Origin of the sequence: Metabacillus flavus (assembly GCF_018283675.1) — a bacterium.
Classification (GTDB): Bacteria; Bacillota; Bacilli; order Bacillales; family Bacillaceae; genus Metabacillus_B; species Metabacillus_B flavus.
Genome location: NZ_JAGVRK010000001.1, coordinates 3,251,853 through 3,265,115, shown reverse-complemented (window position 1 = coordinate 3,265,115; position 13,263 = coordinate 3,251,853). Strand labels below are relative to the sequence as shown.

Genomic DNA, 13,263 nt, shown 5'->3' with positions numbered 1-13,263 from the left:
TGTTAGGAGGAGGGGGTGTGGAAGAATGGTGACCATTTCACCCATTGTTATAGATGGCCATATGTTTACTGCCGTGACCGTTAAGCTGCCGAAAACTAACTTTATGGCTATATCCAGTGAGAAAGGCTACATCGCATGCGGAGCCTTGGATGTAGCATTATTAAATGATCAATTAAAGGACCGTGAGATTATTGCAGGCAGAGCGGTCGGCGTAAGGACGATCGACCAGCTCCTGCATGCTCCGCTTGAATCCATCACCTTCGAAGCCCAAAGGTTCGGAATTCACGCTGGTATGACAGGAAGAGACGCACTTTTACGAATGATATAGAGTGAAACTTCCATGAGTGGGGAGTCTTTTCATCCCCACTCATGGTTAGTTGAACCAATCGGGCTTTTATGGGCAGTTCATCTCACCTGCCTTTTACACCCCATTAAAGCGGCGAAATCATGAAAATACTATCGTACATCCCCTTTTCCATGCATACATATAGCATGTGAAGGGGGTGTTTTTTTGGCCAAATTTCGTAGACGTCTCCCAAAAAGAGGACCGATGCCTTTCCGGTATGTGCTGCTGCTCTCTTTTATTTTTTTCCTTCTTTCTACTGCAGCGGGATTGTATATCGTGAATAAAGAAATTCAGCCGGTGCTGATGAGCATAGCCGAAGCTGAAACACAAAAGATTGCATCCCTGATTATAAATGACGCCTTAAAAAAACAGCTGGAGGAAGAGGGGGATACGAGCAAACTTGTAAATGCCAATGTGGATAAAGAAGGAAAGCTAATTGATTTGGATTCGGGCGGAGTACGAAAGATGCTTGCGGGCTTTACAGATCATATACAAAGAAATCTCCTGTTAGCCGAGAAAGGAAATCTGGCTGTGCTGGATATTCCGGAGCTTAAGGAATCGAAAGAAAATTTTATTTATCAGATTCCTCTTGGCCAAACAACAGGAAACGTTCTGCTCGGAAGTATAGGGCCAAAGATCCCAGTCCGGTTTGAGCTGATCGGCCATGCTCTGACCGATTCAAAGACAACGGCAGAACCATATGGAATTAACAACGCGCTTATTAAAATCAACATTGATGTGAAGGTTAACCTTCGGGTGATTATTCCATTTTCAAGTAAGAGTACAACCGTTTCAACAAGCATCCCCGTAGATATCAAAACCGTTATTGGAGACGTGCCGGACTATTACAACAACGGCGGAGGGCAGGCTCCAGCCATTGAGCTAAAATGAAACCTCCAGCCTTCAGTGAAAGTTGAAGGTTGAGCGGTGAGAAATGCGGTCATACTCCAGCCAAAAAAATAAGAAAGAACGCGATCAAGGCGTCCTTTCTTACTTTTTATTTTTTTTATCTCCCCGTTCCCATATCCGTAAATAAGGATAGGGATCAAAAGACCATTCTGTACGACCATTATCTTTGTACATCCCATAATGGAGATGAGGCGGGAATTTTCCTGCCGTGCCGGGCGGTCCATAGCCTGAGCTGCCTACTGAGCCGATAACCTGGCCGGGTTTCACAATCATTCCTTCCCGCAAGTTCTTGGCGAACCCGTTTAAATGTCCATAGTAATGGTAAGTGTTTCGAATGTCGCGGATGCCGACTCTCCATCCTCCAAATCGGTTCCAGCCTTTCATCTCAATGATTCCGTAAGAGGTCGCTAAAACAGGAACACCGTAATCAGCAAATATATCCGTTCCTTCATGAATTCTTCTTCCGCCCCATCCCCGGGCATCGCCCCACGTGCTCCGGTAGCTGTAATTATATCGAATCGGCACTGGGAAAGAACGGCCGCCTAAATCCAAATGTTCCATTTTATCAATGATTTTCATATGGCCTAAAATAAGGCCAACGGATTTGTCTCTCTGGTAGTAGTCCCATAACCCGATTTTTATGTTTTCGAGTCCTCTTCCATATTGAGAAAGGAAGGACGCATAGGAGAAAAGGACATCCTCATCATTTGCCGGATCAGCCTTCCCGTCCCCATTCCCGTCTTTGCCGATCCCTCCAAAAAGATGAATGCGTGCGGGATTTATGTCAGAAGCATTAGGGTTTAATGGACCGCTCCAGCGGTCAGGCTGAATGTATATGCCAATCAATCCTTTTTGTTTTGGCAGGTCTCTTCTCGAAAGCCTGACATTCCGCTCAAATTGATCAGCTGCCGCAAGCAGCTCCCAGGAAATATGAGTTTGTGTTCCCGTTTTTTTAAACAGAATCATCCGTTTTGTATTTTCCGCTTTTTCAACATCAATTTCTGCTCCGGCCGCATGAGGCGGAAAACAGAAAACGATAAGCATAAGGGCTATCAATAAATACCGCATAGTAAATAGTCTCCTTTCAAGCTCTTTCCAATATGTTTAGTTTGGAGCCAATGGAGCATTTCATTAGTAGTAAATGTTAGAAAAACAGAAAGGGGGAGTTTTCCTTGTCCTTAAATCCTTCTCTATGTTAAAGTGAAGGGTGTAGAAAAAAGTTTACAGGGTGATTACCTGTTTTTTTGTGGTGACGTTTTCATTTGTTTTTTTCACTCATGAGACTACATACTGGAGATGATTTTTTTGGCCAAACAAGAGGAACATTTACGTAAACCGGAATGGTTAAAAATAAAACTGAATACGAATGAAAATTACACGGGCCTAAAGAAATTAATGAGGGAGCAAAAGCTCAACACGGTCTGTGAAGAAGCAAAATGCCCGAATATTCATGAATGCTGGGCGGTTAGACGTACAGCTACCTTTATGATTTTAGGTTCCGTATGTACGCGTGCATGCCGCTTCTGTGCGGTTAAAACAGGCCTGCCAACAGAGCTTGATCTTCAGGAGCCGGAACGTGTAGCAGATTCTGTTGCGGTTATGAACCTTAAGCACGCCGTTGTAACGGCTGTTGCAAGAGATGATCTTAAAGATGGCGGATCACAGGTATTTGCAGAAACTGTTCGTGCAATCCGCAGAAAAAGTCCGTTCACAACAGTAGAAGTGCTTCCATCAGATATGGGCGGTTCGTATGAAAACCTTAAAAACCTTATGGACGCGCGTCCTGATATTCTGAACCATAATATCGAGACTGTTAAGCGTCTTACGCCAAGAGTCCGGGCCCGTGCGAAATACGACCGTTCTCTTGAACTGCTTCGGCGTTCCAAAGAACTTCAGCCCGATATTCCGACGAAAAGCTCTATTATGATTGGTCTCGGAGAAACAAAGGAAGAAATCATTGAAACGATGGACGATTTGCGTGCAAATCATGTAGATATCATGACAATCGGCCAGTATCTGCAGCCTACGAAAAAGCACTTGAAAGTTCAAAAATACTATCATCCTGATGAGTTTGCAGAATTGAAAGAAATCGCTCTTTCTAAAGGATTCAGCCACTGTGAAGCAGGCCCGATGGTCCGTTCTTCTTACCATGCTGATGAGCAGGTAAACGAAGCATCCAAGCAGCGTCAGGCAAACGCATAAAAAAAAGTGTCTCTGCCTCAGGCAGCAGACACTTTTTTTATTATTGCTGCCGTGTTTTCTCGTAAGAGTCCTTCATATCCTCATCCATGTTCTCATTCATTTCTCCATAACCCTCGCCGTTTGCATTTTCCCCTTTATTCAAGCTTTTGCCCTGTGGAGAACTTTTAAGCATCTGCCGGATCAGTTTGGAAATAATCGCATCGGCATTCGGACTTTGGGAGTCCATTTTACTGTACGATTGAAGCTGGTCAAAATAAGATGGATTATCGGAAATGTATACATGATAATAGCGGGGAACGGCAGAAATAGCCGTTTTGCTCACCATATCAGCCATTTCATCTCTATTTTTGCCGCTGCCCCGATAAGCAATCAAAGCTTCTTCATCTGTTACAAGGACTGCCGCTTCCTCAATACCAGGGAGCTGAACGGATAACCCGCTGATTGTATCAGCAAGCTCTTCGCGGTTAATTCCATAATACTCTGTCTGTTTGCCGTTCTCTGTCAAACCGCTTTTTTTATGCCGGACAAACCCGTAGTTCTCTGTTTTCTGCTCCTTTTTGCTTTCATTGCTTGTCTTTTTGTACATATCTTTATTCTCATCTACATTGATGGTACTTCCATTTTGATCGGTCATATCTTTTTGCCCTTCCTCACCCATTTGGCATGCGGAAGCCAGGAGAAGGGCTGTCAGGAAAACGAACGGTTTAACAAAATTCAATTTCATGCACCTCCTGTTATTAACATGACCATTTTCAAGCAAATTCTCCTTAGTAATTGATGGAGAAGGGAAAATCCGATATGATAAAGAAAATAAACGTCCGCTATAAGGAGCGCTGTCCATTGGTAACCGTACAAAATATTCATTATGAACTGTTCAAAGATGAGCGAGACGGCTTTAACGAAGAAGCCTTTAAAGCGCGGTACTCGGACATCTTAAATAAATATGATTACATCGTTGGTGATTGGGGTTACGGTCAGCTTAGGCTGAAAGGATTTTTCGAGGATCAAAACCAGAAAGCCTCTTATGATACCAAAATCAGCACCCTTGATGAGTATCTTTATGAGTACTGTAATTTCGGCTGTGCATATTTTGTTTTACGAAAAGTCCGTAAATAGGCTTCTTTCTAAAAGTAACAGAAAAAAAGAGCTTCTCGCTCCATAGCGAAAAGCTCTTTTTTACTGCTCATTTGCATCGGGGTCATCGTGAGTCGGGTGTGCACCCGGATCCTGGCGCTGGAGTTCCTGGTGAAGGTCTTTATTTTCATAATTAAAGGCGCTGTAATACCGCTGTCCTTTTTTCCATGGGGTGGTTTTGTTTTCAACAGGGGTGTCTTTTCCTCTCGGAGCACCATATGGGCCCTCTGGAGTTATTTCTGGCGTAATGTAATTCCTCATCGCTTCGACATTTGAAAAATCCCGGTATTCATCGTTTTTGGATTGATCCACTGCTCTTCACCTGCCAATTTCTGTTTAGGTGTAGTTTTATCGAATCAGGCTCGCCTTATCCCAGCTCTTAAACGGTTTCGTACAGAAACTCTCTAAGTTCTGCTGCCTCCTCCTCTGAAAGCTCGAATGCCTGCTCAATATAGCCGGGTTCATCTAAGTCATCTGTACCAACAATCGCAAACCGGCTGCTTTGGAGGTTGAGCACAATCATTTTGCCATAGTACCGGTTCGTATGCAGCAAGGCTAAATCAAAGCGCTGATGCTCGCCAGTGAAACTGACAAACCTTGTTTTTGTTGAATCTACCTCATCATATAAAAAAAATCGCTCCATTTTTCCCCTCCTTAACCTGTTTATTTATAAAAGTATACCAAATTCAGAATCTTCCTTCTTCTTAAAACAGAAAATTTCACGTGAAAAATCCGATTTTTGTTCACTTGTGGTAAAATAGTCTTACATATTGGTGCGTAACCAGAAGGGCTGAGAACATGTTCCGTGATTTTTGTACTACAAACGCTAAGCGGATTACCAAATGGAGTAAAGTTTTACTCCCATATACCTATTTAAAATATTTCCCTCCGCAATTCATCTTGCGGAATCCGCTGCTCGAAGGGGTTTATGATGCTGTCATCGACGGAAAAAAAGTAGCGGGAATTGTCATAAATTTTACGAACATAAAAGAATTTATTTCACAGCTGGACTCTTCTCAGGAGAAGGAGTTCTGTCTGAGGTTTAAAAAGCAGACTAAATTCATACTGGAGACGTCTGAGTTTCAGAATGATATACTTGTGGTGCACGATTATTATAATAAAGGCTTGACCGTTTTTTTGAAAATTGATGAAAATAAGCAAAGCGTCCCCTATATCGAACAATTCATCGGATATTTTGTATCTATGATTCAAAAGTGGCTTTCTCAAGAATATCCTTATATTCATTTTACAAGTGAATCCGGTTATATGTTCGTTGACAGAACAAAAGGATCCACCCACGAGGCGATCTTAAGAACCCAGCAGCAGGCCGCTGATATGGCTGAAAAACGGATCCATTCCAAATATATCGATATGATGCTCAACATGAGAGACATTGTCCAAAAGCAGAAAATCAGGCTCCTTGCCCAGCCGATTATTGAACTGGATACGAACAGGGTACACGCTTGGGAAATCTTAACGAGAGGCCCTGAAGGCACACCTCTTGAAAATCCGCTCCAATTATTTTCAGTCGCAAGGCAAACCAATATGGTCTATGATCTCGAAATGCTGATTTTGGAAAAAGCCATGCTTCTCGTTGAAGAAACGCGTACACAAGAGGATATCTACATCAATTTCACCCCCCTTACTTTGGGGAACAAGCGGTTTGTTGCTTCTGTAAAAAAAGCATTCGAACGTCATCCTGCTGTAAATCCGCAGAATATAATTCTGGAAATTACAGAGCGGGATTCCATTGAGGGAATGGCTTTCTTTAAGGATAATATCAGCGACTTGAGGAATATTGGAATCCGCATTGCTGTTGATGATACAGGAGCGGGCTATGCCAGTCTGCATACAATCAGCGAAGTACTGCCGGATATCATCAAGATTGACCGGTCGGTTATTGAAAATATTGATACGAACCGGGTAAAGGAATCGATGCTTAAAGGACTTCTTCTTATCGCAAGAGAAACAGGATCGCTTGTAGTGGCTGAGGGCATCGAAAAGAAAGAAGAGGCTGATGTACTGACCAGAAATAGGGTAGACTTGGCACAGGGCTATTTTTATGCCAAGCCTGGATTGCTTCAAAAAGAACGGGTAGCCTTCTAAAAAGGGGATGACTGCATGTATTTTGTAGACAGGGAAAAAATTGAGGAAACGCTGAAGCTGATGGAAGACCTTCTCAGCTTTTTTTCAGAAACCGATTCTTTTGAAACGAAAATGGAAAAGCTGGCTCTGCAAAGGCTGGGGCATTTGACGATCGAATGCATTCTTGACACCGGCAATGCCCTGATTGATGGATTTATCATGAGGGATCCTGGAAGTTATGAGGATATCATTGATATATTGCTGGATGAAAAAGTAATTGCAAAGGATGATGAGGCTGGTTTGAAGGAACTGGTTTTTTTCAGAAAGCCTTTGATCCAAGAGTATATTACTGCAGAAACAAAGCAGCTTGAAAATCTGCTGAGCACACATTTGGATATACTGACGGCTTTTCCTCAAAAGGTCCGCACGTATCTCATGAATGAGCTTGGTCCGGTATCGGCATTCAAAAATTAAGTTCCAGCAGGAGTGAACAGCATGAAATCATATAAAGGCTATTTAATTGACTTAGATGGCACGATGTATAAGGGTACGGAAAAGATCGAGGAAGCAGGACAGTTTGTTAAACTGCTGAACGAAAAGGGTATTCCCTATCTATTTGTAACAAACAATTCTTCGGCCACTCCTGAAAAAGTAGCCGAAAAGCTGAATGCCTTCGATATTCCTGCGGCTCCGGAGCAGGTCTTTACCACATCTCAAGCCACTGCCAATTATATGCATGAACAAAAACCTGGCGGAACCGTGTATGTAATTGGAGAAGAGGGAATCAGACAGGCTCTGGAAGAAAAGGGTTTTTCCTCAGGGGATGAACGGGCTGATTTCGTGGTAGTCGGAATAGACCGGGAAATTACATATGAAAAGCTTGCAGCCGCATGCCTTGCTGTCAGAAACGGTGCACAGTTTATTTCAACGAACGGTGATATTGCCATTCCAACAGAGCGCGGGCTCCTTCCGGGAAATGGTTCTCTGACTTCTGTTATCACTGTTTCTACTCAAGTACAGCCTGTCTTTATCGGCAAGCCTGAGCCCATTATTATGGAGCAGGCACTTGAGGTACTTGGAGTTCCAAAAGAGGATACGCTCATGGTTGGGGATAATTATGCAACAGACATTCTGGCTGGCATCAGGACTGGAATGGACACTCTTATTGTCCATACCGGCGTCACGCTTAAAGAGCATCTTGAAGAAGTGGATGTTCAGCCAACTTATGCCGTTCATTCACTCGAAGAATGGTTCAAAAACATATAAGAAACAGCCGGGAGATGTCTCCCGGCTGTTTCTATACCTCATTCAGTATTCGCTGCACGGTGAGCAAGCCTGCTCGATGCTGCAGCTGCAATTGCTCCGACGATATCATCAAGAAACGTGTGGCACATGCCGGTGGATTTATCATTTAAAAATCCAAGGATGCCCGGTTTTTCCTTATCAATGTATCCATAATTGGTAAAACCAATGGATCCATATATATTGACGATGGAAAAGGCCATAATCTCGTCCACCCCATATAAGCCTTCATCGCTTTCAATAATACCCTGCAGCGGCTCCTCAAGCATCTTTTTTTCCGCCAGTTCATCAAGCTGAATTCCAGTCAGAATGGCATTTTGGACTTCTCTTTTCGCCAGAACTCTTTCTACGTTGGCTGTACAATCATCCATTTGCAAATTCGGATGATATTTTTTTTGCAAATAGTAGACGAGCTCTGCAATATCGGTTATCTGAACCCCGCGCTCCGCCATCTTTTGTCTGGCCTTTTTTTCAACATTATCCATGTCGCGCTTCTCCATCCGCATCATCCCATCTTGTTTAGGGTCTTTTCAACCATAGTCCAGCAGGAGTCCTCCTGGAAGCATGTCAGTTCTTTGCTGCGGCAGGACATCGCACATGTAGCAGAACTTTCTTCCAGCTAGGTCGCCTTATATGAATATTTTATACATTCGTCATTAAATGGTGTGAGTATTCAGCGCCAAAAAGTAGCATATTCAGCCGATTCTTCGATTAGGATAGGATAAGACTGCCTGAAACGGAGATGGTTTCGCTGAAAGATTTTTTGAAAGAGCACTTTGGCCTTCAAGTACCTGGAATATTTAAAGCGGGAAGCTATGATGCCTTTCGGGTTCATGGCACAATCGGAATCATCGTTCCCGTACAGCAAATCGACGAACAGGAGCTGTATGAGCTTTATTATATGAGTCAGTATTTACAGGAAAAAAGAGAACCATACGTGGCGGTATTCTGGCCGAGTCTGAAAGGAACATTATCTGCAGAGAAGGATGGAAGGCGATACACGGTTTTAAAATGCCCGGATCGTATTGTTTCAAGAGGGCAATCTGCCGGGAGAGAACTGGCTCAATTTCACCAGAGATCGAGAAGCTATCCATACCAGGCAGATAAAACGAAGCGCATCGGTCAATGGAAGGATCTGTGGGAACGAAGGCTTGATCAGCTCGAAGTCTTTTGGAGAGGAAAGGTGCAGGCGCATCCGCTGGACCATTTTGAAAAGTTGTTTATTGAGTCCTTTCCTTATTACCTTGGACTCGCGGAGAACGGGATTCAATACCTTGTTGATACGGAGCTTGATGATGAACCGCTGTTCTCAGACGCAGCTGCCATCTGCCATAACCGGTTTCATTCAGATTTGTGGAACAGGGAATTTACAATTAAGCTGCCGACAGATTGGGTGTTTGATCATGCAAGCCGTGATATTGCTGAGTATTTAAGATATGATTTTCTCCAAAATCCAGACCAGCTAAGAAACGAAGGAGGCAATTTCCTGGCCGACTATGACCGAACTGCACCGCTTTCTTCTTTTTCATGGAGGCTTATTTACAGCCGCTTGCTATTTCCTATTCATTACTTTGAATGCATTGAGGATTATTATTTAGCTCCGGATTCAGAAAAACCGAATTACGAAAAGAAGCTTCAAGAATTATTGCAGCGTTCCGCTGAATATGAGCAGTTTCTAACGTCTTACGCAGGGATGCTTTCCATGAGAACGAAGAAAATCCAGCTTCCTGTCCTCCATTGGCTTGCATGAGAACCCCGGACCTATTGAGGTGCCGGGGTTTTTTAAAAAAGAAGAAATCCTCTGTCCACATAAGGTAAAGCGTTTACATTTATAGTTAGCAGAAAATTCAGCCTTGTAAAATAATATGACGGGATTTATAATGCAACTATGCATAAAATGTCTATTACATAAATACAAGTGTCTTTCTTAAGAGGACATTTGTGTTTTGAGAGAGGGGAGACCATTCAGATGAAAGCTATTCAAGTAGGACTGCTCGGATTAGGTACGGTAGGAAGCGGGGTAGTCAAAATCATTCGTGAGCATCAGGACAAGTTACAGCATCTGGTTGGCTGTCCGGTGGAAGTGAAAAAAGTACTCGTTCGCGAAAAAGATAAGCAGCGGATGGTGGATGTAGATCCCTCTTTACTGACAACGGATCCAAATGAAGTAATCTTAGATAAAGATGTAGACGTTTTAATTGAAGTAATGGGCGGAATTGAGCAGACAAAAGAGTATTTGCTGGCTGCTTTGAATGAGAAGAAACAGGTCGTTACGGCTAATAAAGATTTAATGGCTCTTTATGGTTCCGAACTGCTTGCAGCAGCTACCAAAAATGGCTGTGACTTATTTTATGAAGCGAGTGTAGCAGGCGGAATTCCAATCCTGAGAAGTCTTGTGGACGGACTTGCTTCAGACCGGATTACAAAAATGATGGGAATTGTGAACGGTACAACCAATTTCATCTTAACAAAAATGAGCAAGTATGGAAGTCCATATTCAGATGTATTAAAAGAAGCTCAGGAATTAGGCTATGCAGAGTCTGATCCGACAGCAGATGTGGAAGGTCTTGATGCGGCCAGGAAAATGGCGATTCTCGCACGTCTTGGATTCTCCATGAATGTAGATTTAAAGGATGTCCAGGTAAGAGGGATTTCTGCGATTTCAGATGATGATATCAATTACAGCAAACGGCTCGGATATACAATGAAGCTAATCGGTATTGCCCACAGGCATAACAATAAAATTGAAGTGAGTGTTGAGCCGACCCTTCTGCCGGATCATCATCCGCTGGCAGCTGTAAACGATGAATACAACGCTGTATACGTATATGGAGAAGCGGTAGGGGAAACGATGTTCTACGGCCCCGGTGCAGGCAGTCTGCCTACAGCTACAGCCGTCGTTTCTGATTTAGTAGGAGTTATGAAGAATATGAGACTGGGAGTGAACGGAAGAAGCGCTGTTTCTCCACAGTATGAAAAACAAATGAAGAAGGAGGAAGAAATTTTCGCTCAGCATTTTCTAAGAATCCATGTGAAGGATCAAGTGGGGGCATTAGCGAAAATTACCGGTTTGTTTTCAGAGAGGGGAGTAAGCTTTGAAAAAATCCTTCAGCTGCCGCTGAAAAACAGTGAGCTTGCAGAAATCGTCATTGTGACGCACCATGCCTCCCAAAAAGATTTCTCAGAAATTCAGATCCAGCTGGATGAACTTGAAGTGGTTTCTCAGGTCAAAAGCACATATCGGGTCGAAGGGAATGGCGGAGTATGAGCTGGGACGGACTGTTAAAGGCATACAAGGATTATCTGCCGGTTAATGAGCGGACACCTGACCTGACCTTAAATGAAGGCAATACGCCCCTGATTCGCCTGTCTAACCTGTCCGAACAGTACGGAGTTGACTGGTATGTGAAAACAGAGGGAACGAATCCGACAGGGTCCTTTAAAGACCGCGGTATGGTCATGGCCGTTGCCAAAGCGAAAGAAGAGGGAAGCAATACCGTCATGTGCGCTTCCACGGGAAACACTTCCGCGGCAGCCGCAGCCTATGCGGCAAGAGCGGGGATGAAAAGCATTGTCGTCATTCCTGAAGGGAAAATTGCTTTTGGAAAGCTTGCGCAGGCGGTGATGTACGGAGCAGAGATTTACTCCATTCCCGGGAATTTTGATGATGCTCTAAAGATTGTCCGAAGTGTATGCGCAAAGCTTCCGATTACATTGGTGAATTCTGTGAATCCATACAGGCTTGAAGGACAAAAGACAGCGGCCTTCGAAGTCTGTGATGCATTAGGAAGCGCACCGGATATCCTATCCATTCCTGTCGGAAACGCAGGCAATATTTCTGCTTACTGGAAGGGATTTACGGAATATCACGAGAAAAAGCAAACCGGATTGCCCCAAATGAGAGGATTTGAGGCGGAAGGTGCGGCAGCTATTGTTCGTAATCAGGTCATCAATCAGCCGGAAACGATTGCAACGGCTATCCGAATCGGCAACCCTGCCAGCTGGGAGCTTGCCGTTGCAGCGGCAGACCAGTCAGGGGGAAAAATTGATGAGGTAACGGACGATGAAATACTGGAGGCATACAGGCTTATCGCAAGAAAAGAGGGTATTTTTGCAGAGCCTGCCTCCTGCGCATCTATTGCAGGGGTCATTAAACAGCTGAAGAGCGGAGAGCTTCCAAAAGGAATCCGGATTGTTTCCGTTCTGACAGGAAATGGCCTGAAGGATCCGAATACAGCTATTGATTATAATGAAATCAAACCAATTCTTCTCCCGAATGAAGAAGACAGTATTTTGGAGCGTCTTAAAGGAGTACAGCCGGTATGAAAGAAGGAGAGATGCTGAAAATTAAAGTACCCGGCAGTACCGCAAACCTCGGGCCGGGCTTTGACTCAATCGGCCTTGCTCTCAGCAGGTATCTGATTCTGACAGTAGCTTTATCTGACTCATGGTTCTTTGAAGCGGAGAGTCCTGAAACATCAGGTTTGCCTGAGGGAAAGGAAAATCTGATCTATCAGGTAGCGGAACGGACCGCTGCTGAGTATGGAGGAAGCCTGCCTTCCTGCCATGTTAAGGTATGGAGTGATATTCCTGTAGCAAGAGGACTTGGAAGCAGTGCTGCTGCAATTGTTGCAGGTGTTGAGCTTGCAGATGCCTTATGCGGGCTCGCTCTCACTTTGGAAGAGAAGGCGAGGCTTGCGAGTCTTGAGGAAGAACATCCGGACAATGCAGGGGCATCTGTGTATGGCGGAATGGTGATCGGCCTCCACCAAAAAGATGAAACCAGCATCGTTCACCTGTCTGATTTTCAAATGGATCCGGTTGTCGTCATTCCTTCGTACAAGGTTTTTACGAAGGATGCAAGAGACGTACTGCCAGCCTCCCTGCCATTTAAAACAGCAGTTGAAGCGGGAGCTGTTGGAAATATGCTCGTTGCTGCTTTCATGACAGGCAACTGGAAGCTGGCAGGAAAGATGATGGAGAAGGATTTGCTTCACCAGCCATACAGAGGAACTCTGACACCTGAATTAGAACTCGTCGCAGATGCTGCCAAAGAAGCGGGAGCCTATGGCACCGCGCTAAGCGGAGCAGGACCTGCTGTAATCTGTTTTGCCAAGCCGGGAGACGGACCAAGGATTGCTGAACTGCTTCGCAAGCAATTTGCTGCCTGTCATGTAGATCTCTTATTTGTCCCTTCGGAGGGCAGTACGGTCGAACACTTTTCAAGCTATAACCATTCGGGAAGTTTATGATAAAAAGACACGCCAAAAGCACGCGTGTCTTTT

At 44.2% G+C, this 13,263-nt stretch carries 16 protein-coding genes; 11 read left to right on the top strand and 5 right to left on the bottom strand.

Annotated elements, in window-relative coordinates; all coding sequences use genetic code 11:
* Window positions 1-25: 25 nt before the first annotated feature.
* Window positions 26-328, top strand: a complete 303-nt coding sequence (locus J9317_RS16840; RefSeq protein WP_211560639.1) for a YunC family protein — start codon at window positions 26-28, stop codon at window positions 326-328.
* A 183-nt stretch (window positions 329-511) separates the two neighbouring features.
* Entirely contained in the window at window positions 512-1,237 is a 726-nt protein-coding gene (gene yunB / locus J9317_RS16835; protein WP_211560635.1) for a sporulation protein YunB, read from the top strand.
* A gap of 99 nt (window positions 1,238-1,336) precedes the next feature.
* Here yunB and J9317_RS16830 read toward each other — a convergent pair whose 3' ends face one another.
* A complete protein-coding gene (locus J9317_RS16830; RefSeq protein ID WP_211560614.1) occupies window positions 1,337-2,323 on the bottom strand; it encodes a M23 family metallopeptidase in 987 nt (328 codons plus the stop codon).
* A 237-nt stretch (window positions 2,324-2,560) separates the two neighbouring features.
* Here J9317_RS16830 and lipA point away from each other — a divergent pair, with 237 nt between their 5' ends.
* Entirely contained in the window at window positions 2,561-3,457 is an 897-nt protein-coding gene (gene lipA / locus J9317_RS16825; protein ID WP_211560611.1) for a lipoyl synthase, read from the top strand.
* Between the two features lie 40 nt (window positions 3,458-3,497).
* Here lipA and J9317_RS16820 read toward each other — a convergent pair whose 3' ends face one another.
* Complete coding sequence (locus tag J9317_RS16820) at window positions 3,498-4,175, bottom strand: YhcN/YlaJ family sporulation lipoprotein (protein ID WP_211560608.1); 678 nt, start codon at window positions 4,173-4,175, stop codon at window positions 3,498-3,500.
* A gap of 122 nt (window positions 4,176-4,297) precedes the next feature.
* Between J9317_RS16820 and J9317_RS16815 the strand changes: the two genes are divergently transcribed.
* Complete coding sequence (locus tag J9317_RS16815) at window positions 4,298-4,573, top strand: YutD family protein (RefSeq protein WP_249292543.1); 276 nt, start codon at window positions 4,298-4,300, stop codon at window positions 4,571-4,573.
* A 60-nt stretch (window positions 4,574-4,633) separates the two neighbouring features.
* On the opposite strand, the gene J9317_RS16810 is transcribed toward J9317_RS16815, so the two are convergent.
* Window positions 4,634-4,852, bottom strand: coding sequence for a hypothetical protein (locus J9317_RS16810; protein WP_051860775.1), 219 nt, complete (start codon window positions 4,850-4,852; stop codon window positions 4,634-4,636).
* 118 nt (window positions 4,853-4,970) lie between these two features.
* Complete coding sequence (locus J9317_RS16805; RefSeq protein WP_211560603.1) at window positions 4,971-5,234, bottom strand: DUF3055 domain-containing protein; 264 nt, start codon at window positions 5,232-5,234, stop codon at window positions 4,971-4,973.
* Between the two features lie 155 nt (window positions 5,235-5,389).
* Between J9317_RS16805 and J9317_RS16800 the strand changes: the two genes are divergently transcribed.
* The 3 genes from J9317_RS16800 to J9317_RS16790 are packed head-to-tail and all read left to right on the top strand — an operon-like array spanning window position 5,390 to window position 7,942.
* Entirely contained in the window at window positions 5,390-6,697 is a 1,308-nt protein-coding gene (locus J9317_RS16800; RefSeq protein WP_211560599.1) for an EAL domain-containing protein, read from the top strand.
* Between the two features lie 15 nt (window positions 6,698-6,712).
* The gene (locus tag J9317_RS16795) at window positions 6,713-7,150 is read left to right on the top strand and encodes a DUF86 domain-containing protein (protein ID WP_211560596.1); all 438 of its coding nucleotides are present in this window, start codon (window positions 6,713-6,715) and stop codon (window positions 7,148-7,150) included.
* 21 nt (window positions 7,151-7,171) lie between these two features.
* Window positions 7,172-7,942, top strand: coding sequence for a TIGR01457 family HAD-type hydrolase (locus tag J9317_RS16790; RefSeq protein WP_211560594.1), 771 nt, complete (start codon window positions 7,172-7,174; stop codon window positions 7,940-7,942).
* 38 nt (window positions 7,943-7,980) lie between these two features.
* Here J9317_RS16790 and J9317_RS16785 read toward each other — a convergent pair whose 3' ends face one another.
* Window positions 7,981-8,463, bottom strand: a complete 483-nt coding sequence (locus J9317_RS16785; protein WP_431190692.1) for a phosphatidylglycerophosphatase A family protein — start codon at window positions 8,461-8,463, stop codon at window positions 7,981-7,983.
* A gap of 278 nt (window positions 8,464-8,741) precedes the next feature.
* On the opposite strand from J9317_RS16785, the gene yutH reads away from it, so the two are divergent.
* The 4 genes from yutH to thrB all read left to right on the top strand — a co-directional run bounded on the left by yutH (window position 8,742) and on the right by thrB (window position 13,230).
* Window positions 8,742-9,728 carry a spore coat putative kinase YutH gene (yutH, locus tag J9317_RS16780; RefSeq protein ID WP_211560591.1) on the top strand — a complete coding sequence of 329 codons (987 nt, stop codon included), beginning with the start codon at window positions 8,742-8,744 and terminating at the stop codon, window positions 9,726-9,728.
* Window positions 9,729-9,947: 219 nt separating this feature from the next.
* Window positions 9,948-11,246 (top strand): homoserine dehydrogenase, encoded by a 1,299-nt coding sequence (locus tag J9317_RS16775; RefSeq protein WP_211560588.1) that lies wholly within the window; start codon window positions 9,948-9,950, stop codon window positions 11,244-11,246.
* Window positions 11,243-12,304, top strand: coding sequence for a threonine synthase (gene thrC, locus J9317_RS16770; protein ID WP_211560585.1), 1,062 nt, complete (start codon window positions 11,243-11,245; stop codon window positions 12,302-12,304). The genes J9317_RS16775 and thrC overlap by 4 nt, the downstream gene beginning before the upstream one ends.
* On the top strand, window positions 12,301-13,230 hold the full coding sequence (gene thrB / locus J9317_RS16765) for a homoserine kinase (protein WP_211560583.1): 930 nt from the start codon (window positions 12,301-12,303) through the stop codon (window positions 13,228-13,230). Before thrC ends, thrB begins: the two co-directional genes overlap by 4 nt.
* Window positions 13,231-13,263: the final 33 nt, after the last annotated feature.